A 22,514-nucleotide genomic window follows, 5' to 3' on the forward strand; every position below is an offset into this window, starting at 1 on the left:
CCCGCCCGCGCCGCTACGATCGGAACGTGACTCCTGCGACTCCTCTCACCGACCTGGACACCGAGGCGCTGCGCGCCGCGCACGCCGAGTTCTCGCGTGCGTACGACGAGCTGAAGGCCTCCGGCCTCGCCCTCGATCTCACCCGCGGCAAGCCCTCGGCCGAGCAGCTGGATCTCTCCGACGACCTGCTGCACCTGCCGGACGGCGAGTACCGCGACGCCGCGGGCACCGACCTGCGCAACTACGGCGGCCCGAACGGGCTCCCCGAGCTCCGTGCGATCTTCTCCGACGCCCTCCGCGTCCCGGTCCCCCAGCTGCTCGCGCTCGGCAACGCCAGTCTGACGATCATGCACGACGTCATCGTGCAGGCCCTGCTCTACGGCGTGCCCGGCGGCGAGCTCCCCTGGGCGGGCCAGTCGATCAGCTTCCTCGCCCCGGTCCCCGGCTACGACCGGCACTTCACCATCTGCGAGCGCTTCGGCATCCGCCTCATCCCCGTCCCGATGAACGACGACGGCCCCGACATCGAGACGGTGGCCTCCCTGCTCGCGACGGACGACAGCATCAAGGGAATGTGGTGCGTTCCGGTGTACTCCAACCCCACCGGCGCCGTGTACAGCGAGGAGGTCGTGCGCGCCCTGGTGTCGCTGCCGGCCGCCCCCGACTTCCGCCTGATCTGGGACAACGCCTACGCGGTGCACCACCTGACGGACGAGCGCCCGGAGCCGATCGACGTGCTCGCCCTCGCGGCAGAGGCCGGCAACCCCGACCGCCCGCTGGTCTTCGCCTCCACCTCGAAGGTCACCTTCCCCGGTGCGGGCGTCGCCTTCGTCGGTGGGTCCGAGACGAACATCGCGTGGCTCCAGCACAACCTCGGCGCCCAGAGCATCGGGCCGGACAAGATCAACCAGCTGCGTCACGCGCAGTTCCTCCGCGACGCGGAGGGCCTCGCCGCGCACATGGAGAAGCACCGCGCGATCATCGCCCCGAAGTTCGACGTCGTCGAGGAGACGTTCCGCGCCCGGCTCGCGCCGTGGGGCGGCGGCACCTGGAGCGCGCCCAAGGGCGGCTACTTCGTCAGCCTCGACGTGCTCGACGGCACCGCCGCACGCGCCGTCCAGCTGGCGAAGGAGGCCGGCATCGGCGTGACCCCGGCCGGCGCCACCTTCCCGTACGGCGAGGACCCGCGCGACGCCAACATCCGCATCGCTCCGACGTTCCCGCCGATCGACGAGCTGCGCACCGCACTCGACGGGTTGTGCACCGCGATCCTGCTCGCCGAGGCCGAAGCGCTGCTGGCCGAGCGGGGCTGACCCGGCCGTGACCCGCGCGAGCGCGTCCGACGCCGCTCGGACGGACTGGACGGTCCGTCCGAGCGTCGAGGACGACTGGCCGGCGTACCGCGCCCTCCGGCTCGAGATGCTGGAGGACGCGCCGCTGGCGTTCCTCGAGACGCTCGCGACGGCGCGGACGCATCCCGACGAGCACTGGCGCCGGCGCACCGCGGGAACCTCCGCCTCCACCCGGTTGTTCGCGGCGGTCGCCCCGGACGGCCGCTGGCTGGGCAGCATGGGCGGCCACCAGGCGCCGGGAACGCGCGACCCGTATCTCGTGGGCGTCTACGTGACCCCGCGGTACCGGGGGCGGGAGGCCGGGATGACGGACGCGCTCCTCGTCGCCGTGATCGACTGGGCGCAGGGACGCGGCGAGCAACTGCTCCTGGATGTCCACGAGCACAACCCGGCGGCCATCCGCTACTACGAGCGACGCGGGTTCGTCTTCACCGGGCGCACCCAGCCGTATCCGCTCGACCGGACGACGCTGGAACGGGAGATGGCGCTCCCCCTGTAGCGCCGCCCGGTCCCGGACGCGGAGAAGGGCCGCACGGACGGCTCCGTGCGGCCCTCCCCGCGAGCGTCAGACCTCGCCGAAGCCCGTCTCGACGAGCGCCACGAGGGCGTCGACCGCTTCGGATCCGGCCGGATCCTCCGAAGCGATGCGGGCGGTGGACCCGGCCGTCAGACCGAGCGACATCACCCCGAGCAGGCTCTTCGCGTCCTTGCCGTTGACGGTGACCTTCACCGGGAAGGTGCTGGCCAGCTTCACGAAGTCGGCGGCGGGGCGTGCGTGCAGCCCCTGCGGGTTGCGCACGAGCACCTCGCGTTCGTACGGTCCGCCCGGCGCGGCGGGGGCCGCCGGAGGGGCGTCGGCAGCGACCGGAGCCGCCGCCTGCTCCGTGGCCTGTTCCGCCGCCGGCCACGCCGCACGGGCGCTCTCGGCCGCCTCGGCGACCTCGGCCAGCTCGGCTCCGGTCTCGGCGGCGACGGAGGCGGCGATCCCGCCCTCGACGTACGGCACGTCGACGACGCGCACGCGGGCGCGCTCGTCGTCGGACAGCATGTCGAGAACGGTCTCGGCGGTGAGCAGAGCGGAGCCGAGGTCGCTGATGACCACGACCCCGGCGCCCGAGTCCGCCTCGCCGACGCCCGCCATCACCTTGGCGAAACTGGTCCCGATCCCGTCGTCGTCGGTGCCGCCGGCCGCGATCAGGCGCACGGACGGCGCCATCTGGCCGGCGAGAGCGACGGCGCCCTCCGCGAGGAGGACGCTGTGCGAGACGAAGACGATGCCGACGCGGTCCGTCATCCCGCCGCCTCCGCCGCGGCGCGCAGCAGCAGCGCCGTCGACTGGGAGCCGGGATCCCGATGTCCGGCGGAGCGCTCACCGAGGTAGCTCGCGCGTCCCTTGCGGGCGACGAGCGGTTCAGTGGCCGCGGCGCCCTGCTCCGCGGCGTCCGCCGCGGCGGCCAGGATCTCGGCCGGGGAGGCGCCGGACGCCTCGGCCGCGATCGCCGCGTCGACCGCAGGGGTCCACGCGTCGACCATGGTCTTGTCGCCCGGCTCCGCCTTGCCCCGGGACACGATCCCGTCACGCGCGGCGGCCAGCAGCGCCACCAGGGTGGCGCCGTCGATCTCCGTCCGATCGCCGACCGGCTCGGCCGCCTTGAGGAACGCGGTCCCGTACAGCGGACCCGACGCACCTCCCACGGTCGAGATGAGGGTCATCGCGACCGACCGCAGCGCGGCGTTCGGGGTCGCGTCGTCGGGGAGCTTGCCCAGGGCGTCCACCGACGCGCGGAGGCCGCGGTCCATGTTCTCGCCGTGGTCGCCGTCGCCGATCTCCCTGTCCAGGGTGTTCAGCTCCTGCTTGTGCTCCCCGATGGCCGCGGCCCCGGCCGTCAGCCAGGCCGAGACCCAGTTCGTGTCCAGCGCCATCTGCGCCTCCTCCTCGTGTCGTGTCGTGTGGCTAGAGTCCCCAGCGGAGCGCGGCCGTGTGCACCGGCGCGTCCCAGAGGGAGGTGAGCTCGTCGTCCAGCTTCAGCACCGAGATCGACGCACCCTGCATCTCGAGGGAGGTGACGTAGCTGCCGACCAGCGACCGCGACAGCGTGATCCCCTTCTCGTCGAGGATCTCGGCCGCGCGGCGGAACAGGATGTAGAGCTCCGACAGCGGCGTGCCGCCCATCCCGTTGACGAACAGGAGCACCTGGTCGCCCGACGAGAACGGCAGGTCGGTGAGGATCGCGTCCATCATCCGGTCCACCAGGCGGTCGGCCGGCTCGATCTTGATGCGCTCGCGACCGGGCTCGCCGTGGATGCCGACGCCGAACTCGATCTCGTCCTCCGGCAGCACGAAGCCCGGCTCCCCGGCGTGGGGTACCGTGCCGTCGGTCAGCGCCAGGCCGATCGACCGCACGTTCGCATTGACCCGCTCGGCGATCGCGGTGACGCCGTCGAGGTCGTCGCCGCGATCCGCTGCCGCGCCCGCGATCTTCTCGACCAGCACGGTGCCGGCGACGCCGCGGCGACCGGCCGTGTAGAGCGAGTCCTGCACCGCGACGTCGTCGTTGGTGACGACGGCGCGCACCTGGATGCCTTCGGCGCCCACGAGGTCGGCGGCCGTCTCGAAGTTCAGGACGTCGCCGGTGTAGTTCTTGACGATGTGCAGCACGCCCGCTCCGCCGTCGGCGGCCTTGGTGGCCTCGACGATCGGCATCGGGGTCGGCGAGGTGAAGACCTCGCCGGGCACGGCCGCGTCGAGCATCCCCTTCCCGACGAATCCGGCGTGGAGGGGCTCGTGGCCGCTGCCGCCGCCGCTGACCAGGCCGACCTTGCCCCGCACGGGGCCGTCGGCCCGCGAGACGAAACGAGGATCGTCCGACACCGTCACGATGTCGGCGTGAGCTCGGCCGAACCCCGCGAGGGACTCCGCCACGACGTCGGGTACGTCGTTGATGAGCTTCTTCATCGAAACCCTTCCTTCCACTGCTGTCAGTGCGTCGCCGCCACCCATTCGTCGAGCTTCGCGGCCGCAGCCCCGGAGTCGATGGCCTGAGCGGCGACCGCCATTTGCGAACGGAACCGATCCAGGATGGAGTCCTGGACCCTCGACGGGTCGGACGCGAGCTCGTAGGACACGAGCCCGGCCGCCGCGTTGAGCAACACGATGTCGCGCACGGGGCCCTCTTCGCCCGCGAGCACGGCACGCACGACAGCCGCGTTGTACGCGGCGTCCTTCCCGAGCAGGTCCTCGATCTTCGCGCGGGGGATGCCCAGATCGCGCGGATCGATGTCGTGCTCGGTGACGAGGCCCCGAGAGACCTCCCAGACGTGGCTGTGACCGGTGGTCGACAGCTCGTCCAGTCCGTCGTCGCCGCGGAAGACCAGCGCGGTCGCACCGCGGGTCTGGAACACGCCGACGATGAGCGGGATGCGGTCGAGCGTCGCCACGCCCACCGCAGACGCCTCGGGACGCGCCGGGTTGCACAGCGGTCCGAGGTAGTTGAAGACGGTCGGCACGCCGAGCTGCGAGCGCACCGGGCCGGCATTGGCGAAACCGGGGTGGAAGGCGCTGGCGAACGCGAACGTGATGCCGGTCTTGTTCAGGACCTCCGCGACACGCTCGGCCGGGAGGGCGAGATCGATGCCCAGCGCCGCCAGCACGTCCGACGATCCGGACGAGGAGCTCGCCGCCTTGTTGCCGTGCTTGATCACCGGCACGCCAGCCGCCGCGGCGACGATGGAGGCGGTCGTCGAGACGTTCACGGTGCCGAAGCGGTCGCCCCCGGTCCCGACGATGTCCAGCGCCATCGGGTCGACGGGCAGCGGGACGGCGTGGTCCAGGATCGCGTCGCGGAAGCCCACGATCTCGTCGACGGTCTCGCCTTTGACCCGCAGGGCGATGAGGAATCCGGCGAGCTGGGCGTCGGTCGCCCGCCCGGTCATGACCTGGTCCATCGCCCACGCGGCGTCCGCCACGCTGAGGTCCTCCCCGGCGAGCAGGGAGGTGAGCACGGACGACCAGGACTGTGATTCCGTCATGAAACGATCCTATTGCGAGGCGGCGGGGCGCGGGGAGCCACCCGTCTTCGAGCCCAACTAAGGGCAGCCTAACCAGTCTGGGGGCGAATTCAGACCCTTCAGGTGAGAAAACCACGGCTTCTTTTCAGCCATAATGGGTACGTGACGAGCACCTCAATTTCCCCTGCACCGAGTGCGCCGGCGATCAACCGGCCCAACGTCGTGGCCGTCGGCACCATCGTCTGGCTCGGCTCGGAGGTGATGTTCTTCGCGGGACTGTTCGCGATCTACTTCACCCTCAAGTCGACTTCGCCGGACCTCTGGGCAGCCGAGACGGCGCACCTCAACATCCCGTACGCGGCGACGAACACGACCATCCTCGTGCTCAGCTCCGTCACGTGCCAGTTCGGGGTGTTCGCAGCGGAGCGGCTGCAGGCGCACCGCACGGGCGGCCTGTTCCAGTTCTGGAAGTGGGGCCTCGTCGAGTGGTTCCTGCTCTCCTACGTCCTGGGCGCGATCTTCGTGTCGGGCCAGATCCTCGAGTACGCCACGCTCGTCACCGAGGGAATCTCCATCCACTCCAACGCCTACGGCTCGGCGTTCTACCTCACCACCGGCTTCCACGGACTCCACGTGACCGGCGGCCTCATCGCCTTCCTCCTCGTCATCGGCCGCGCGTTCGCGGTCAAGCACTTCGGCCACAAGGAGGCGACGAGCGCCATCGTCGTCTCCTACTACTGGCACTTCGTCGACGTCGTGTGGATCGGACTGTTCGCGGTCATCTACATCATCCGTTAGTAGAAATCAGGAGCTGACCTCACCCCATGCGTCCGAACACCCGCAGCAAGGCGAAGCCCGTCCGTAAGACCGGTCGCCGTCACCCCTTGGCCACCGTCGCACTCCTCGCGATCGGTCTGGGCCTCACCGGCGGCGCCTACGCTGCTTTCACCACCACGACCGCCTCGGCCGAGACGACGCCCGCCGTCGCCTCCCAGGCCACGGTCGACGAGGGCCAGAAGCTCTTCCAGGCCAACTGCGCCACCTGCCACGGCATGTCGGCCCAGGGCACCGCCGAGGCGCCGAGCCTGATCGGCGTCGGCTCCGCCGCCGTCGACTTCCAGGTCGGCACCGGCCGCATGCCCATGCAGATGCAGGGCCCGCAGGCGCAGGAGAAGCCGGTCCAGTTCACCGACGAGCAGGTGTCGGCGCTGGCCGACTACGTGGCGTCGCTGGCCCCCGGCCCCTCGATCCCCGAGCAGAAGTACCTCGACGGCAAGGGCGACGCCGCCAACGGCGCCGAGCTCTTCCGCATCAACTGCGCCATGTGCCACAACGTGGCCGGCGCCGGTGGTGCGCTCACCGAGGGCAAGTACGCCCCGCCGCTGACGGGTGTGAGCGCCAAGCACATCTACGAGGCCATGGTCACGGGCCCGCAGAACATGCCGGTGTTCAACGACCTGAACATCAACCCGCAGGGCAAGGCCGACATCATCACGTACCTCATGTACATCCAGGAGCACCCGTCCCCGGGCGGCTTCGAGCTCGGCTCGCTCGGCCCGGTGGCCGAGGGCCTGTTCCTCTGGATCTTCGGTCTCGGCGCGATCGTCGCACTGACCGTCTGGATCACGGCGAAGTCCAACTAGCCGGTACTGAGCGTAGAGAAAGCGTAAGAAGGAGAACCATGGCACAGGACGAGAACGGCGGTCACGAGCTGACGCCAGCCAGTTCGTCAGATGTCGACGTGCACCGCGCGGGCGACGCCGGGACGGCCATCGTCGTCCGCGACGCGCCCGAGAACCCCGGCTTCCCGCCGCACCGGCCGCGCGTCACCGACCTCGACCCCAAGAAGGAACGGCGCGCCGAGCGCACCGTCTACACGCTGTTCTACCTCTCGATCGCCGGCAGCATCTGGGCGGTCGCGGCGTACATGGCGTTCCCGATCCACGACAGCGACCCGAGCTCGGTCCGCCTGAACAACCTGTTCATCGGCGTCGGCATCACGCTCGCCCTCCTCGCCATCGGCATCGGGGCCGTCCACTGGGGCAAGGCGCTCATGCACGAGAAGGAGGGCGTCGACCTCCGCCACCCCGTGCACGGCAGCGAGGCCACCACCGAGCGGGCCGTGGAGATCTTCCGCCAGGCCGACGAGGAGTCCGGCTTCAACCGCCGCACGCTCGTCCGCAACAGCCTCATCGGCGCCCTCATCGCCTTCCCGCTCCCCGCGGTCGTCCTGTTCCGCGGTCTCGCGCCGCAGGACCTCGACCCGGTCGAGGAGCTCTCCCAGACGATGTGGGCCAAGGGCGTCCGCCTCACCCGCGACCCGTCCGGCACGCCCATCAAGGCGGCGGACGTCACGCTGGGCAGCGCGTTCCACGTCATCCCGGAGGGCCTCAACGAGGCCGAGGACATGCTCGAGCAGAAGGCCAAGGCCGCCGTGCTCCTCATGCGCCTCAAGCCGGAGGACCTGCACGTCTCGAAGGGTCGCGAGACCTGGAACTACGACGGCATCGTCGCCTACTCCAAGATCTGCACGCACGTCGGGTGCCCGGTGGCACTCTACGAGCAGCAGACCCACCACCTGCTCTGCCCGTGCCACCAGTCGCAGTTCGACATCACGCACGAGGCCGAGGTCATCTTCGGACCGGCCAAGCGCCCGCTGCCGCAGCTTCCGATCACCGTTGACGCCGATGGCTACCTGGTCGCCCGTAGCGACTTCCACGAGCCCGTCGGCCCGAGCTTCTGGGAGCGCCATTGAGTACCACGACCGCCGCACCCGCGGCACCTGCCCCGGTCAAAAAGGGCGGCTTCACGGCAGCGGCCGCGAACTACATCGAGGACCGCACCAGCATCTCGGGCGCCGTCAAGGAGTTCGGTCGCAAGATCTTCCCCGACCACTGGTCGTTCCTGCTCGGCGAGGTCGCGCTCTACAGCTTCGTCGTCATCCTGCTCTCTGGCACGTTCCTGACGTTCTTCTTCCAGGCGTCGATGGCCGAGGTCGTGTACCACGGCTCGTACGTGCCGCTGAAGGGCATCCACATGTCCGCGGCCATGGAGTCCACGCTCAACATCTCGTTCGAGGTGCGCGGCGGTCTGCTCGTCCGTCAGATCCACCACTGGGCGGCGCTGCTGTTCGTGGCGGCCATCGGCCTCCACATGCTCCGCATCTTCTTCACCGGCGCGTTCCGCAAGCCGCGTGAGCTCAACTGGGTCATCGGCTTCGTCCTCTTCATCCTCGCGATGGCCGAGGGCTTCACGGGCTACTCCCTCCCGGACGACCTGCTCTCGGGCAACGGCCTCCGCATCATCGACGGCCTGATCAAGGGCCTGCCGGTGGTGGGCACCTGGATCTCGTTCCTGCTGTTCGGCGGTGAGTTCCCTGGCACGGCGATCGTCGGACGTCTCTACACGTTGCACATCCTGCTGCTGCCGGCGATGGTGCTCGCCTTCATCGCCCTGCACCTGATGTTCGTGGTCATCCACAAGCACACGCAGTACGCGGCTCCGGGCCGCACGCAGGGCAATGTGGTCGGCTATCCGGTCCTCCCGGTGTACGCGGCCAAGGCCGGCGGCTTCTTCTTCATCGTGTTCGGTGTCATCGCGGCCATGGCCTCGTTCTTCACCATCAACCCGATCTGGAACTACGGCCCGTACGACCCCTCACCGGTCTCGGCGGGTACCCAGCCGGACTGGTACATCGGCTTCGCGGACGGCGCTCTGCGTCTCGTGCCGCCGGGCTGGGAGTTCGTCTGGCTGGACCGCACCTGGTCGTTCAACATCATCGTCCCGGTCGCGATCCTCGGTCTCTTCATCGTCACCGTGCTGATCTACCCCTTCATCGAGGCGTGGGTCACCGGCGACAAGCGTGAGCACCACATCCTCGACCGCCCGCGCAACGCCGCGACCCGCACGGCCATCGGCGCTGCCGGTGTCACGTTCTACGCCGTGTTCTGGGCCGCTGCGAGCTCGGACCTCATCGCGACGCACTTCAAGCTGACGATGGAGGGCGTGATCCACACGCTCCAGGCGCTCCTGTTCCTGGGCCCGCTGATCGCCTACGTCCTCACGAAGCGCGTGTGCATCGCCCTGCAGAAGAAGGATCGCTCCATCGCCCTGCACGGCTACGAGACCGGCCGCATCGTGAAGCTCCCCGGTGGCGAGTTCATCGAGGTGCACGAGCAGCTGAGCGACTACGAGCGCTGGCGTCTGGTGAGCTTCGAGGCCTACGAGCCGCTGATGATCCGCCCGAACAAGCAGGGCAAAATCACCATGGGCAACCGGATGCGCGCGAGCCTCTCGCGCTGGTTCTTCGAGGACCGCATCGTGCCGCCGACCAAGGGCGAGCTCGAGTCGGGCCACGATCACCACTGATCCGAGCCTCCTGCAAAGCGCCGGCGCGTCTCACGCGCCGGCGCTTTCGCGTTCCCAGCCCCTTTTCCCTCAGCCCGCGGAGGAAGCCATGACCGATCTCGAACGCCTCGCGTCGTGGCTGCGCTGCCCGGTCTGCGGTGCCGACCTCTCCCCCATCGACCGGCTCGTCCTCGGCTGCCCGTCCGGGCATCGCCACGACGTCAACAAGCGCGGCTACATCAGCCTGCTCGGCGGTTCCAAGCATGTCGGCGACAGCCCCGCCATGCTGGACGCACGCGACGCCGTGCTCGAGAGCGGCCTCTACGCACCGATCGCGGCCGCCGTCGCCGCCGCCGTCCCTCCCGCCGTCTCCCGCGTCCTGGACGCCGGTGCGGGAACCGGCCACTACCTCCGCGCCGTCCTGTCCGCGTGCCCGCGCGCCACCGGCCTCGCCATGGACCTCTCCCCCGCCGCCGTGGGCCGCGCCTCCCGCTCCTCGGACCGCATCGACGGCCTCGTCGCCGACACCTGGCGCCCGCTCCCGATCCGGGATGCCGCGTGCGATGCGGTGCTCGACATCTTCGCGCCCCGCAACCTGCCGGAGTTCGCGCGCGTCCTGCGCCCCGGCGGCTCGCTCGTCGTCGTCGTGCCTCGCGGCGCGCATCTCAGCTCGCTCCGCGCCGCAACCTCCATGCTCGACGTCCCCGCCGACAAGGCGGACGACGTCATCGCCTCCGCAGAGCCCCTGTACGCCCTCCTGACGCGCGAACACGTCTCGGAGCCCCTCCCGGTCGACGACGCCATCCGAAACGCTCTGATCGGCATGGGGCCCTCGGCGCACCACGTCGACGCCGAGACCGGTGCGGGCGGCCAGGAGCTCCCCACCGAGACGCGCCTGGACGTGGACGTCCTGCACTTCACCGTCCGGGCCGGCGTCCGGTCTCTCTGATCGACCCCGCGTCCGGCTCGGCGACATCCACGCCTGCCCTCCGGAGGTGTTCACGAACTCCGTCGACGCCCGCGAAGTGGTGCGTTCGCATCGAGAGGCTGTCAGCGCCCGCGAGCTTCGACGCGGAGTCGTCGGTGAAGAACACCTCCTCGGCCCCGACAGCGAGCGCGTCGAGGACGTGGCGGAAGGCACGGACGTCGGGCTTCACGAACCCGATCTCGGCCGAGTTGAAGAACGCATCGAAGCGGTCGCCGATACCCATCGAGGCGATCTCGGCGGGGATGGTGTCCGTCCCGTTGGTGAGCACGGCCGTCCGCAGCCCGAGGCCCCGAAGCTCGTCGGACAGCTCCAAGACACCGTCATCGACGACGGTCGGTTGAGTGCCCCACTCCCCCACGGCCGCCGCGCTGCCGACCGTGTCGCCGACCTGGCGAAGCCATTCAGCCCGGCTGATTCGACCCGTGGTCACGTCCTCGATCAGCGGTTTCGCGAAAGCGATGCTCTCGAGCGTCCCCGCTGCAAGCCCGTGCCGTTGCTCGATGGCCGCGGCGTGCGCGGGATCGAAGTTTCGAATCACGCCGTCGAGGTCGAAGAGCACTACGCGTATCATCCAACGATCCTCTCCCAGCGGGCCGAATCCGCGAAACGCTCACGGGGCTCGGCGACGACGAACCACACGGGCGAGCGCTGACTTCAACTCGGAGCCCGACCCTTCGGCGGCGTCGGCCGGTTCTCGATCGAGACCCGGACGCCCGCTCGGCGTAGCCCGATGGCCACGGCGGCAGCCGCCGCGACGGCGAACACGGCCGCGACGCCCCAGGAGAGCGCGCCCGCGGGGTTGTCTCGCATCGTCGCGACGTACCACCCGCAGACCCACGGCGCTGCGGCGATGGCGAACACAGGAATCGCCGCCGTCCTGCGGGCCAGCAGGAGGACCACCGCCACCACCGTCAACGCGACGACCATCACGGCCGGCGGGATACGAGCGGCGAAGACGAGCCAGAACTGCCGGTCGGAGGGAAAGTCGGGCACCAGCATTGCATTCCAGCCGAACACGCCGACCAGAAGCAGGGCCCAGAACGGCACGCCGACGAGGAGCGCTCGGCGGAGTGGCGCTGCCGACGCGGCGATCAGGGCGGCGAAGCCGAGAAAGAGCAGGTTGGTCGTGCTCGGCCCGTCCCAGCCCCCGATCCATCCGTTGACCGTCGGCAGGATCGCGGCGACGACCGCACTCGCGACGAGCAGGACCCGTGCCGACCGGACGGCACCCGCGAGAACCAACGCGAGCGCCAGCACCCATAGCGCGGCGAGGACGACCCCAGGACTGAGAAACGGCCCGAAGGTGCTCACCGAGGGCGCTTGCTCCCTCAGGTAGCGCCGACCGGACGATAACGGAGCCCACCAGCTGCTCCAGAATTGCAGGGTCGCGAACACGGTGCCGTAGCCGAGGGCGAGCGTCGCGGCTCCCGCACGCACGTCCCGGGGAACGACGACCGCAAGACGAGCGGCACTGCCCTGGACGGCCAGGTCGAGCGCTTCGCCGCGCGCCGGCGCCGAGCGGCCCTCCTGCTCAGCGCGGTCGAGCAGGATCCCCACGACGGCATCCGCATGCCGGCGGCGCCACGAATCCGGATACCAGCGGAGAGCGCGCCGGTACCGCGCTTCGAGATCGTCGCTCATTCCGCACCTCCCGCGATGGCGATGCCCGGACGCCGCCGGAGCCGCTCCGTCGCCAGCCGCGCATTGGCGGCGAGTCGCGCGACCTCCTGCTCCAGCCGTTCCCGGCCGGCGTCCGAGAGGGCGAAGTAGCGACGCAGTCGGCCCGCGACCACCTCATCGCGCTGGTGGACGACGAGCCCTCCGGCCTCGAGGCGTTCGATCATCGCGTAGAGCGATCCCACCTTGAGGCGAAGGCGCCCCTCGGACAGCTCGCTCACCTCCGAGAGGAGGGCGTACCCATGCTTCGGCCCATCGGCCAACGCCGTGAGCAGAAGGAACGACGGCTCGCGCAGCTCTATAGTCATCTCCGCATGATACTCATGCAACGCGACTATTGGCTAGAGCGGGAGAACTGCCCCTCCGTCGAGCCACGACTGAAATCCGGGAGCCGCCACGATCCGTCGAACGCTGCCGGCTCCGGGCCGTAGATGCGGAAGTAGACGAACCATCCGACGCCGGGCTTGGTTTTGATCCACCGGGTGGCGTCGCCCGGGTCGGTCGGCGGTTCCGGCGCGAAGTGGAGTCGCACCGTGTCGCCGGTGAGGTCCTGGAGCTCGTACATGGAGCGCAGGGCTGCGGCGTTCTGGTCGGTGAGGATCTCGCTGCGGGTCTCGGCATCGTAGACGGTGATCGACCAGAACAGCGTCGCCGGCACCGGCAGCGGGACATCGAGGACGTACGCGTTCTCTCCGTATAGGTAGTCGCCGTCGGCGTCCCGGAGCCCGAGCCAGTACAGCGAGCCGGCCCCGGGCGCGCGGGCGAACATCGCGGGCGACTCGACCTGGGCCTGGTAGAACCACTTCTCGCGGGCGTAGAGGTCGGTGTAGTCCGGCGCGTCGAATGTCCCGTTGTCCGACTGCAGGACGGCCCACTCCCACTGCGTGCCTGGCCAGACCTGCTTTTCGGGGCTTCGGTCGGCGAACGACTGGGCGAGCAGATGGGCGTGGCCGATCGCGGCGGCCTTCTCGAGGATCGCCGTCGACCGGGCGTCCGGCTCGAACGGGATGCCGCGCGCGATGCCGAGCTGCGCCAGCTCGCCGTATTCGTAGCGGTACGCGGGGTTCGGCGGCTCCTCCTCGAGCGTGTCGTGGAGCACGCGCCAGTAGTCCAGACCGGTCTCCCAGCGCACAGGAGTGAAGTCGGCGCCATCCAGGAGGGAGAGGTCGACCCAGGTGGTCTCCGGCCAATCCTCGCGCGGCTCCAGCGGATACACCTTCACGGACTGCATGAGCCGGTCGGCGGCCTCCATGTCACCGCCGATCGGCATCGCCCGGATGAGGCCGAGAACCCGGTTGGTCGTCGAGCGCGCCGAGTACATCCCGTTCGGGACCTCGCCGTCCCAGCCGGGAGGGAGCACCACGTGCTTGCCCCCCGCCGCCTTCGCGGGGCCCGGGAGGCCGTAGTCCATGATCCACAGCTGGTTGAGGTCGTTGAACGTCCCCATGATCGGCCCGGGCGGGACTTCGAGGACGATGGGTCCATCCGAGAGGTCGAGCGCGACGGCACCGTACGGAGTGTCCGAGTTCGGCGTGAAGACGAACTGCTTGGGCGTCCCCTTCAAGGCGGGGAACACTTGGTTGGGGACGACCCCACCGTCCCGGTTGCCCCGCCAGGTCGCTTCGAACGAGACGGTCGGATAGAAGAACCGGTACGCATGCAGCGCCCGCACCAGGTCGGCCTCATCGAACGCGAGCGCCGCAGTGTCACCGGTCGGGAATCCACCTCTGATCACGTACGCGGACTCGTCGAACATGGCTGATTCCCCTCGTCGGGACCGCCACACCGCCGTGGCGGACTCTGGCGCCAAGCTACCGCGCACGACCCGCCCCGCCTAGCACCGGCCGCACAACGCGACAGGACCGCCTCCCGAAGGAGGCGGCCCTGTCGTCGAGCAGTGCTCGGTGGGTGAGGCTCAGCGGGCGAAGTAGCCGCGGTAGTACTCGAAGACCCAGCCGACGATGCAGATGAGGCTGAACGCCACACCGATGAAGCAGATCCAGAAACCGACGGCCAGGCCGAGGATCACCAGAGCGGCACCGGTCGCGAGGGCGATCGGCCACCAGCTCCACGGGCTGAAGTGCCCGAGCTCCGGGTCGCCGTCGTCGATGTTCGCGTCGAGGCGGTCCTCCGGCAGTTCGCCGCCCTGCGAGGCGTGCGTGCGGCCGATGTAGAACGCGATGAACGCGGCCAGGATGGCGCTCAGGACGAGCGCGACCGTTCCGACCCACTCGACCTTCTGGTGCATCGGGTCGAGCAGGCTCCACACGGTGTAGACCACCGCGGAGAGGATGAAGAAGATCGAGAGGATCCAGAAGAGGATGGCATTGGCTCTCATGGGTTACTTCACCTCGTTGTTCGCGACGTCGAGCACGGGGGCATCCGGAGCGTCCTTGGCGCCACCGACGCCGATCGGGATCCCGGCCTCCGGGTGGTTCAGGTCGAACGCCGGCGACTCCGAACGGATGCGCGGGATCGACGTGAAGTTGTGGCGCGGCGGCGGGCAGCTCGTCGCCCACTCGAGCGAGCGGCTGTAACCCCACGGGTCGTTGACCGTGACCTTCGGAGCATTGCGCGCCGTGAGGTACACGTTCACGAAGAACGGGATCATCGAGATCGCCAGGATGCCCGCTCCGATGGAGGAGATCTGGTTCATCCAGGTGAAGCCGTCGCTCGGAAGGTACGTCGCGTAGCGTCGCGGCATGCCGACGACACCCAGCCAGTGCTGCACGAGGAACGTGGTGTGGAAGCCGATGAACAGCAGCCAGAAGTGCCACTTGCCCAGACGGTCGTTGAGCATCTTGCCCGTCCACTTCGGCCACCAGAAGTAGAAGCCGGCGAACATCGCGAAGACGACGGTTCCGAAGACGACGTAGTGGAAGTGCGCCACGACGAAGTAGGTGTCGGAGACGTGGAAGTCGAGCGGCGGCGACGCGAGGATGACACCGGTCAGACCACCGAAGGTGAAGGTGATCAGGAAGCCGATCGACCACAGCATCGGCGACTCGAACGTCAGCGAGCCTCGCCACATCGTGCCGACCCAGTTGAAGATCTTCACGCCGGTCGGGACCGCGATGAGCATCGTCATCAGCGAGAACCACGGCAGCAGGACCGATCCGGTCACGTACATGTGGTGCGCCCAAACGGTGACGGAGAGGGCCGCGATCGCGATCGTCGCGTAGATGAGGGTCTTGTACCCGAAGATCGGCTTGCGGCTGAACACCGGGAAGATCTCCGACACGATGCCGAAGAACGGCAGCGCGATGATGTACACCTCGGGATGTCCGAAGAACCAGAAGAGGTGCTGCCAGAGCAGTGCCCCGCCGTTCGCGGCGTCGTAGATGTGGGCGTCGAACACGCGGTCGGCGGCCAGGGCGAACATCGCGGCGGCGAGCACCGGGAAGGCCATCAGGACGAGGATCGACGTCACCAGGGTGTTCCAGGTGAAGATCGGCATGCGGAACATGGTCATGCCCGGGGCGCGCATCGTGATGATGGTGGTGATGAAGTTCACCGCACCGAGGATGGTTCCGAAGCCCGAGAGGCCCAGGCCGAGGACCCAGAGGTTACCGCCGATCCCTGGCGAGAACGTCGTGCTCGAGAGTGGCGCGTATGCGAACCAGCCGAACGAGGCCGCACCCTGCGGGGTGAGGAAGCCGGCGACCGCGATGAGCGAGCCGAACGAGTAGAACCAGTAGGCCAGCGCGTTCAGACGCGGGAACGCCACGTCGGGGGCGCCGATCTGCAGCGGCATGAGCACGTTGGCGAAGCCCGCGAAGAGCGGCGTCGCGAACATGAGCAGCATGATCGTGCCGTGCATCGTGAAGAGCTGGTTGTACTGCTCCTTGGTGGCCACCACCTGCAGGCCCGGCTCGAAGAGCTGGGCTCGGATGATGAGCGCCATCACGCCGCCGATCAGGAAGTACACGAAGGACGAGATGAGGTACATGTACCCGATCGTCTTGTGATCCGTCGACGTGATGTAGTTCACGAGGATGTTGCCCTTGCGCTCGATGCCGTTGGCATTGAGGATCGTGGGCTTCGGCGCGGGAGCGGTGGTCGCCCCAGGCGCCGGTGCTGTCGTCGTCATCGGTGTGTCCTACTCGTTGCCCTTGGGAGCGCCCGTTCCGGGCAGGTTCTGGTTGCGGTCGTACTCGGAACCGAGCTGACCCTCGTAGCCCTGGTCGCGCAGGCTCTTGATGTGAGCGTCGTACACGTCCTGCGGGACGATCTTCACGTTGAAGAGCATCGCGGAGTGGTACTCGCCGCAGAGCTCCGCGCACTTGCCGACGAACGTGCCGGTGCGGCCCGTCGTCTCGAAGTACATGTAGTTGGTCTTGCCGGGGATGACGTCCTTCTTGTAGAGCATCGCCGGCACCCAGAAGGAGTGGATCACGTCGCGCGAGTCGAGCTGGATCGTGATCTTCTTGTTCTCCGGGAGGTACAGGGTCGGGATCGACCCTTCCTGCACGGAGCCCGGGGTGGCGTTGGCGTCATCCGGCTGCACCTGGATGCCCGGGTCGTAGACGTTGTCGTCCACGTAGTTGAAGTCCCACGCCCACTGCTTGGCGTAGACCTGGATGGTGAGGTCCGGGTGGGCGTACGGCTTCTCGATCGCGTTCTGGTCGCGGGCGGTGAAGGCGAAGAAACCGAGCACCAGGATCAGCGGGACGATCGTGTAGAAGATCTCGATCGGCATGTTGTACCGCAGCTGGACCGGGAGACCGGTCTGGCCCTTGCGGCGACGGTAGACGATGACCGCCCAGACGATGAGACCCCAGACGATGACGCCGACGATCAGGAGCACGATCCAGCTCGTCACCCACAGGCCGCTGATGCGCTCCGTGTGGTTGGTGACGGGCTGCTCGCCCTCGACGAATCCCGGGAGGAATCCGTTCAGCTGTGCTTGCGTGCAACCCGCGAGAACGACGACGAGCGTCGCTGCGATCGGGATGGCAGCCCATCGGAGACGGCGATTGTGACGCACCGGTGACCTTTCGAGTGACTTCTGGGACAGTTCACATCCAAATGTATGTGGCTCTCCCTACCCTACTCCGCCGGACACCCTGATTCGAACACAATGGGCCGCCCACAAGGGGCGGCCCACGGTGTTTTTCTGTGCTATGCGAGGCTCAGTGGAACGAGTCCCCGCAGGCGCACGAGCCCGTCGCGTTGGGGTTGTCGATGGTGAAACCCTGCTTCTGGATGGTGTCCTCGAAGTCGATCGCGGCGCCGTCCAGGTACGGGACGCTCATCTTGTCCACGATGACCTCGACGCCGTCGAAGTCGACCGTCGCGTCCCCGTCGAGCATGCGCTCGTCGAAGTACAGCTGGTAGATGAGACCCGAGCAGCCGCCGGGCTGGACGGCGACGCGCAGACGCAGGTCGTCACGGCCCTCCTGCTCGAGCAGGCTCTTGACCTTGCCTGCTGCGGCCTCGGTCAGGCCGACGCCATGGGCCTTCGGCGCGGTCAGGGTTGTGTCGGTCATGGAACTCCTCACACGGAAAAAATGGACTTCGGGATGCGAAATCTGCGTCGATTGTACGTCGGAAACCCGGGAGGCTGTCCAGACGTTCAGACGGCGCTCAGCCCTCGCGGCGGTCCAGCCGGGCGAGCAGGAGCGCCTCCGAGAGGATCGCACGGGTGAAGACGCCGAGGTGCAGCGACTCGTTGGGGCTGTGCGCGCGCGAGTCCGGGTCCTCCACGCCGGTGACCAGGATCTGCGCGTCCGGGAACTCCCGGACCAGGTCGGCGATGAACGGGATGGACCCGCCGATGCCGGTCTCGACCGCCTCGTTGCCCCACGCGTCGGTCATCGCGCGCTTGGCCTCGGTCGCCGCCCAGCCCGCGGTGTCGACGAGGAAGGCCTCGCCGGTGTCGACGTCGCTGATGTCGACGTGGGCGCCGAACGGCGCGTGTGCGCGGAGGTGGCGCTCGATCGCCGCGTAGGCCTCCGCCGCCGGCTGACCGGGCGCCACCCGGGCACTGAGGCGCACCGCGGCGCTCGGGAGGAGCGTGTTGGAGGCGTTCGCGACCGAGGGCGCGTCGATCCCGGTGATCGTGATGGTCGGCTTGGACCACATGCGCGACAGGATGGGGCCGCTGCCGATGGGCGTCACCCCCGGCAGGAGGGCGGCCTCCTCGCGGAACTGCTCCTCGCTGAGGTGCGGCGGCTCGGCCGCGTCGTCGTAGGAGAGGAAGCCGTCGACGGCGACCTCGCCGTTCTCGTCGTGCAGGGTGGCGAGCAGCTTGACCAGCGCCATCATCGCGTCCGGGGCGGCGCCGCCGTACATGCCGGAGTGCGAGGCGTGCTCGAGGGTCGACACGGTCAGGCGGAAGGTCACGTTGCCCCGGAGGGAGACGGTGAGCGCCGGCGTGGCGATGTCGACGTTGTCCGAGTCGGCGACGACGATGACGTCGGCGGCGAGGGCGGCCTTGTTCTCGTGCAGGAAGTTGGCGAAGGAGCGCGAGCCGAACTCCTCCTCCCCCTCGATGAACACTGCGAGGCCGAGGTCGAAGTCCGGGCCGAGCGCCTCGACGAGCGCGCGGATGCTCGCCACGTGCGCCATGACGCCGGCCTTGTCGTCCGCCGCGCCGCGGCCGTAGATCCGGTCGCCGCGCACGGTCGGCTCGAACGGCGGGGTGTCCCAGTCGTCGTCCGATCCGGGCGGCTGCACGTCGTGGTGGGCGTAGAGCAGGACGGTCGGGCGGCCATTCCGCGCGGCGCGCGTGGCGAGCACCGCCGGCTGGCCGAGCTGCTCGCCGTCGATCGGCGCCTGCTTGACCTCGACGCTCTCGAACACGCCGGTCTCGCGCAGCAGCGCGGCCACGGCGTCGGCGCTCGCGCGGACGTTCGCGGAGTCGAAGGCGGACCAGGAGACCGACGGGATCCGGACGAGGCGGGACAGGTCGGCGACGGTCGACGGCAGGCCGCCCTCGACCGCGGCGCGGACCCGTTCCTCGGCCGCCGGATCGTCGGCGGGCTGCGAATACTGGCCGGAAGACGGCTGGGAGTCTGTCATGCGGGTAATCTTAAGTGACCCCACAACCGAAGGCTGAGCGTTGGCGAAACGAGACCACCCGGCGACCGAGGCGGAGACGCCGATCGCCGAGACACCCGAACAGACGGCAGAGCGCCTGAACCAGGGCAAGGGCGCACCGACGCCCTCCCGTCGCGAGCAGGAGGCCGCCCGCAAGCGCCCCCTGGTCCCCGGTGACCGCAAGGAGGCGGCCCGCAACGCCCGCACCAAGCAGGCCGAGGCGCGCGAGAAGGCCCGTGTCGGCATGGCCAACGGCGACGAGCGCTACCTGACGCAGCGCGACCGCGGCCCGCAGCGCCGGTACGTGCGCGACTACGTCGACGCGCGGTTCAGCATCGGTGAGTTCCTCATCCCGGTGATGCTCGTCATCATCGTCCTGAGCTTCCTGCCGTGGCAGTTCCTGCAGGTCTGGGCGCTCTTCGCGCTCTGGGCCTTCTTCCTGATCTCGGTCCTCGACTGCATCGTCCTCGGCTTCCTCGTGCGCAAGCGCATCGCGGCGAAGTACGGCGCCGACAAGGTCGAGCGCGGCCTGCGCTGGTACGCGGCCATGCGCGCGCTGCAGCTGCGGGTCATGCGTCTGCCCAAGCCGCAGGTCAAGCGCGGCCAGTACCCCGCCTGACGTGACGATCGTCGCAGCGGCCGACGGCTCCGCCCTCGGCAACCCCGGCCCCGCCGGCTGGGCCTGGTACGTCGACGACGACCGCTGGTCCGCCGGCGGCTGGCCGCACGGCACCAACAACCAGGGCGAGCTCATGGCCGTCATCGACCTGCTCGAGTCGACGGCCCACGTCGACGACGACCTCCGCATCCTCTGCGACAGCCAGTACGTGATCAACGCCGTCACCAAGTGGATGGCGGGCTGGAAGCGCAAAGGCTGGCGCAAGGCCGACGGCGCCCCGGTGCTCAACCGCGAGCTGCTGGAGCGTCTCGACCGCGCCCTCCAGGGGCGGCGCTACACGTTCGAGTGGGTGAAGGGCCACGCCGGCCACGACCTCAACGAAGCCGCCGACGTGCGCGCCCGCGCCGTGGCGACCGCGTACCAGAAGGGCGACCCCATCCCGATCGGACCGGGCTGGCCCCCGGCCACGCGGCAGGCCGATCAGCCGGTCGAGGAGGCCGCTCCCCCGGCTCCGCGGGTCGCTGAAAGCGCTCCGGCCGCAGCATCCGCACCGGTCGCTGCGCCGACTCAGGCTGCGGCCGAGGACGCCCTCGAACTGGACATCTTCGGCGACCTGGCCGTCGCGGAGAGCGACGAGGAGATCGTCGCCCGGCTGGAGCGCGAGCTGCTCGACCCGGCGGTCCGCTCCGACGCGTCACGCGTCGCCGGCCTGCTGCACCCCGAGTTCGCCGAGATCGGCCGTTCCGGCCGGCTCTGGGGTCGCGACGACACCCTCCAGGCCCTCGCGGGCGAGGAGGCCGAGGCCGTGGAGCTGGACGTCCTCGCCACCGAGGTGGTCGCGGACGGCGTCATCCTGCTCACCGCCCGCACGAGCGACGCGCGCGGCGGAACCCTGCGCAGCTCGCTGTGGCAGCGCAGCGGCGGCCGCTGGCGCCTACGCTTCCACCAGGGCACGCCGGAGGCGTAGCAGCCCGCGGTTGATCTGCCGCGCCCACAGCGGGCCGCGGTAGAGGAACGCGGTGTAGCCCTGCACGAGCGTGGCCCCGGCGTCGAGACGCTCCTGCACGTCCTCCGCCGTCTCCACGCCGCCCACCGAGATCACGCAGAGCTCGGGCGGGACGGTCGCGCGGATCAGCTTCAGGACCTCGAGCGAGCGGGCCGCGAGCGGTGCGCCCGACAGGCCGCCTGCCCCGGCCGCGTCGACGCGGGCCGGGTCGGTGCGGAGCCCCTCCCGGGAGATCGTGGTGTTCGTCGCGATGATGCCGTCGAGACCGAGGCGCACGACCAGCTCCGCGATCCGCTGCACCTGCTCGTCGGTGAGGTCGGGCGCGATCTTGACGAGCAGCGGCTTCCGGCCCGCGACCTCCTGGACGGCGGTGAGCAGCGGAGCGAGGAGGTCGAGCTCCTGCAGCCCGCGCAGCCCCGGCGTGTTCGGCGAGCTGACGTTGACGACCAGGTAGTCGGCGACCGGCGCGAGGGCTCTGGCACTGGTCAGGTAGTCGGCGGTGGCGTCCTCCACGGCGACGACGCGGCTCTTGCCGATGTTCACCCCGAGCACCGGGCGGTGGCGTGTCCGGATGACGCGCAGGAGCCGATCCGCCGCGACGCCCGCACCGCGGTTGTTGAAGCCCATGCGGTTGATCACCGCGCGGTCCGGGATGAGGCGGAACAGGCGCGGCTTGTCGTTGCCGGGCTGCGCGATCGCGGTGATCGTCCCGACCTCCACGTGGCCGAAGCCGAGCGCGCCGAGCCCGAGCACCGCTTCGCCGTCCTTGTCGAAGCCGGCCGCGACACCGAACGGCGACTCGAACCGCAGTCCGAGCGCATCGACGGCGAGGGACGGGTCGGCCGCGGTGAACCGCCGGGCGACACCGCCGAGCCCCACGAGGGGCAGCGCGCGGATCGCCACGAACGCGAGGTGATGGGCCCGCTCGGGGTCGAGCTTGGAGAGGACGAGGGAGAAGAGTGTGCGATACATGCCGGTACGAGAATACCGGTCGGCGTCAGGCCTGCACGTCCGCGGGCACGATGTGGTGGGCGACCCGCAGCTGCTGGATGGCCTCCTCGAAGTCGTCGAGGGAGTCGAACGCCTGGTAGACGCTGGCGAACCGCAGGTACGCGACCTCGTCCAGCTCCCGCAGCTCGGGCAGGATCGCGAGGCCGACCTCGTTCGCCTCGATCTGGGAGGCGCCGGTCGAGCGGATGGTCTCCTCGACCTTCTGCGCGAGTACGGCGAGGTCGGAGTCGGTCACCGGCCGCCCCTGGCAGGCCTTGCGCACGCCGAGCATGATCTTCTCCCGGCTGAACGGCTCCGCCACCCCGCTGCGCTTGATCACGCTGAGGCTGGCCGTCTCGGTGGTCGAGAAGCGGCGGCCGCACTCGGGGCACTGCCGGCGGCGGCGGATCGAGAGACCGTCGTCACTGGTCCGGGAGTCGATGACACGGGAGTCCGGGTGGCGGCAGAAGGGGCAGAACATACCCC

Annotated in this window: 24 protein-coding genes; 9 read left to right on the forward strand and 15 right to left on the reverse strand. The window is 69.5% G+C overall.

The features are described from left to right. Positions 1 to 26 precede the first annotated feature (26 nt). Together BGO91_RS08125 and BGO91_RS08130 are read left to right on the forward strand one after the other, a co-directional pair. Positions 27 to 1,313 (forward strand): aminotransferase class I/II-fold pyridoxal phosphate-dependent enzyme, encoded by a 1,287-nt coding sequence (locus BGO91_RS08125; protein ID WP_290472270.1) that lies wholly within the window; start codon positions 27 to 29, stop codon positions 1,311 to 1,313. Between the two features lie 7 nt (positions 1,314 to 1,320). Then, positions 1,321 to 1,851, forward strand: coding sequence for an N-acetyltransferase (locus tag BGO91_RS08130; protein WP_290472271.1), 531 nt, complete (start codon positions 1,321 to 1,323; stop codon positions 1,849 to 1,851). Between the two features lie 66 nt (positions 1,852 to 1,917). On the opposite strand, the gene dhaM is transcribed toward BGO91_RS08130, so the two are convergent. Genes dhaM through trpD form a run of 4 tightly spaced genes read right to left on the reverse strand, consistent with a single transcriptional unit; the run spans position 1,918 to position 5,381 of the window. Further along, a complete protein-coding gene (gene dhaM, locus BGO91_RS08135; protein WP_290472272.1) occupies positions 1,918 to 2,646 on the reverse strand; it encodes a dihydroxyacetone kinase phosphoryl donor subunit DhaM in 729 nt (242 codons plus the stop codon). Then, positions 2,643 to 3,275 carry a dihydroxyacetone kinase subunit DhaL gene (dhaL, locus tag BGO91_RS08140; protein ID WP_290472273.1) on the reverse strand — a complete coding sequence of 211 codons (633 nt, stop codon included), beginning with the start codon at positions 3,273 to 3,275 and terminating at the stop codon, positions 2,643 to 2,645. Before dhaL ends, dhaM begins: the two co-directional genes overlap by 4 nt. A 31-nt stretch (positions 3,276 to 3,306) precedes the next feature. Further along, positions 3,307 to 4,308, reverse strand: a complete 1,002-nt coding sequence (gene dhaK / locus BGO91_RS08145) for a dihydroxyacetone kinase subunit DhaK (RefSeq protein ID WP_290472274.1) — start codon at positions 4,306 to 4,308, stop codon at positions 3,307 to 3,309. Between the two features lie 23 nt (positions 4,309 to 4,331). Continuing rightward, on the reverse strand, positions 4,332 to 5,381 hold the full coding sequence (gene trpD, locus BGO91_RS08150; protein WP_290472275.1) for an anthranilate phosphoribosyltransferase: 1,050 nt from the start codon (positions 5,379 to 5,381) through the stop codon (positions 4,332 to 4,334). Between the two features lie 141 nt (positions 5,382 to 5,522). On the opposite strand from trpD, the gene BGO91_RS08155 reads away from it, so the two are divergent. The 5 genes from BGO91_RS08155 to BGO91_RS08175 all read left to right on the forward strand — a co-directional run bounded on the left by BGO91_RS08155 (position 5,523) and on the right by BGO91_RS08175 (position 10,656). Continuing rightward, complete coding sequence (locus BGO91_RS08155; RefSeq protein ID WP_290472276.1) at positions 5,523 to 6,158, forward strand: heme-copper oxidase subunit III; 636 nt, start codon at positions 5,523 to 5,525, stop codon at positions 6,156 to 6,158. Between the two features lie 26 nt (positions 6,159 to 6,184). After that, positions 6,185 to 7,003 (forward strand): cytochrome c, encoded by an 819-nt coding sequence (locus BGO91_RS08160; protein WP_290472277.1) that lies wholly within the window; start codon positions 6,185 to 6,187, stop codon positions 7,001 to 7,003. Positions 7,004 to 7,041: 38 nt separating this feature from the next. Then, complete coding sequence (locus BGO91_RS08165) at positions 7,042 to 8,115, forward strand: ubiquinol-cytochrome c reductase iron-sulfur subunit (protein ID WP_290472278.1); 1,074 nt, start codon at positions 7,042 to 7,044, stop codon at positions 8,113 to 8,115. Continuing rightward, entirely contained in the window at positions 8,112 to 9,728 is a 1,617-nt protein-coding gene (locus BGO91_RS08170; protein WP_290472279.1) for a ubiquinol-cytochrome c reductase cytochrome b subunit, read from the forward strand. The genes BGO91_RS08165 and BGO91_RS08170 overlap by 4 nt, the downstream gene beginning before the upstream one ends. A gap of 88 nt (positions 9,729 to 9,816) precedes the next feature. After that, positions 9,817 to 10,656 carry a methyltransferase domain-containing protein gene (locus BGO91_RS08175; protein WP_290472280.1) on the forward strand — a complete coding sequence of 280 codons (840 nt, stop codon included), beginning with the start codon at positions 9,817 to 9,819 and terminating at the stop codon, positions 10,654 to 10,656. Here the strand turns inward: BGO91_RS08175 and BGO91_RS08180 are convergent. The 9 genes from BGO91_RS08180 to BGO91_RS08220 all read right to left on the reverse strand — a co-directional run bounded on the left by BGO91_RS08180 (position 10,625) and on the right by BGO91_RS08220 (position 19,395). After that, positions 10,625 to 11,254 (reverse strand): HAD family hydrolase, encoded by a 630-nt coding sequence (locus tag BGO91_RS08180; RefSeq protein ID WP_290472281.1) that lies wholly within the window; start codon positions 11,252 to 11,254, stop codon positions 10,625 to 10,627. The two genes, BGO91_RS08175 and BGO91_RS08180, sit on opposite strands and share 32 nt — an antisense overlap. 95 nt (positions 11,255 to 11,349) lie before the next feature. Continuing rightward, the gene (locus BGO91_RS08185; RefSeq protein WP_290472282.1) at positions 11,350 to 12,336 is read right to left on the reverse strand and encodes a hypothetical protein; all 987 of its coding nucleotides are present in this window, start codon (positions 12,334 to 12,336) and stop codon (positions 11,350 to 11,352) included. Further along, positions 12,333 to 12,680: a PadR family transcriptional regulator gene (locus tag BGO91_RS08190; RefSeq protein ID WP_290472283.1), complete on the reverse strand. Its 348-nt coding sequence runs from the start codon at positions 12,678 to 12,680 to the stop codon at positions 12,333 to 12,335. Before BGO91_RS08190 ends, BGO91_RS08185 begins: the two co-directional genes overlap by 4 nt. Positions 12,681 to 12,706: 26 nt before the next feature. Then, positions 12,707 to 14,128 (reverse strand): DUF1254 domain-containing protein, encoded by a 1,422-nt coding sequence (locus BGO91_RS08195; protein WP_290472284.1) that lies wholly within the window; start codon positions 14,126 to 14,128, stop codon positions 12,707 to 12,709. A 159-nt stretch (positions 14,129 to 14,287) separates the two neighbouring features. Then, complete coding sequence (locus BGO91_RS08200) at positions 14,288 to 14,710, reverse strand: cytochrome c oxidase subunit 4 (protein ID WP_290472285.1); 423 nt, start codon at positions 14,708 to 14,710, stop codon at positions 14,288 to 14,290. 3 nt (positions 14,711 to 14,713) lie between these two features. Continuing rightward, complete coding sequence (gene ctaD / locus BGO91_RS08205; RefSeq protein WP_290472286.1) at positions 14,714 to 16,462, reverse strand: cytochrome c oxidase subunit I; 1,749 nt, start codon at positions 16,460 to 16,462, stop codon at positions 14,714 to 14,716. A gap of 9 nt (positions 16,463 to 16,471) precedes the next feature. Next, on the reverse strand, positions 16,472 to 17,359 hold the full coding sequence (gene coxB / locus BGO91_RS08210) for a cytochrome c oxidase subunit II (protein ID WP_290472287.1): 888 nt from the start codon (positions 17,357 to 17,359) through the stop codon (positions 16,472 to 16,474). 145 nt (positions 17,360 to 17,504) lie between these two features. Continuing rightward, entirely contained in the window at positions 17,505 to 17,861 is a 357-nt protein-coding gene (erpA, locus tag BGO91_RS08215; protein WP_021757617.1) for an iron-sulfur cluster insertion protein ErpA, read from the reverse strand. Between the two features lie 97 nt (positions 17,862 to 17,958). Beyond that, complete coding sequence (locus BGO91_RS08220; protein ID WP_290472288.1) at positions 17,959 to 19,395, reverse strand: dipeptidase; 1,437 nt, start codon at positions 19,393 to 19,395, stop codon at positions 17,959 to 17,961. 40 nt (positions 19,396 to 19,435) lie between these two features. Here BGO91_RS08220 and BGO91_RS08225 point away from each other — a divergent pair, with 40 nt between their 5' ends. Both BGO91_RS08225 and BGO91_RS08230 read left to right on the forward strand, forming a co-directional pair. Further along, positions 19,436 to 20,032: a DUF3043 domain-containing protein gene (locus BGO91_RS08225; RefSeq protein WP_290472289.1), complete on the forward strand. Its 597-nt coding sequence runs from the start codon at positions 19,436 to 19,438 to the stop codon at positions 20,030 to 20,032. A gap of 1 nt (position 20,033) precedes the next feature. Further along, complete coding sequence (locus BGO91_RS08230) at positions 20,034 to 20,999, forward strand: ribonuclease HI family protein (RefSeq protein ID WP_290472290.1); 966 nt, start codon at positions 20,034 to 20,036, stop codon at positions 20,997 to 20,999. Here the strand turns inward: BGO91_RS08230 and BGO91_RS08235 are convergent. Both BGO91_RS08235 and nrdR read right to left on the reverse strand, forming a co-directional pair. Beyond that, complete coding sequence (locus BGO91_RS08235; RefSeq protein WP_290472291.1) at positions 20,967 to 22,010, reverse strand: quinone-dependent dihydroorotate dehydrogenase; 1,044 nt, start codon at positions 22,008 to 22,010, stop codon at positions 20,967 to 20,969. The genes BGO91_RS08230 and BGO91_RS08235 overlap by 33 nt on opposite strands. A gap of 25 nt (positions 22,011 to 22,035) precedes the next feature. Further along, complete coding sequence (gene nrdR, locus BGO91_RS08240; protein WP_290472292.1) at positions 22,036 to 22,509, reverse strand: transcriptional regulator NrdR; 474 nt, start codon at positions 22,507 to 22,509, stop codon at positions 22,036 to 22,038. Positions 22,510 to 22,514 lie beyond the last annotated feature (5 nt).

The organism is Leifsonia sp. 71-9 (assembly GCF_001898805.1).
Taxonomy (GTDB): Bacteria; Actinomycetota; Actinomycetes; order Actinomycetales; family Microbacteriaceae; genus Leifsonia.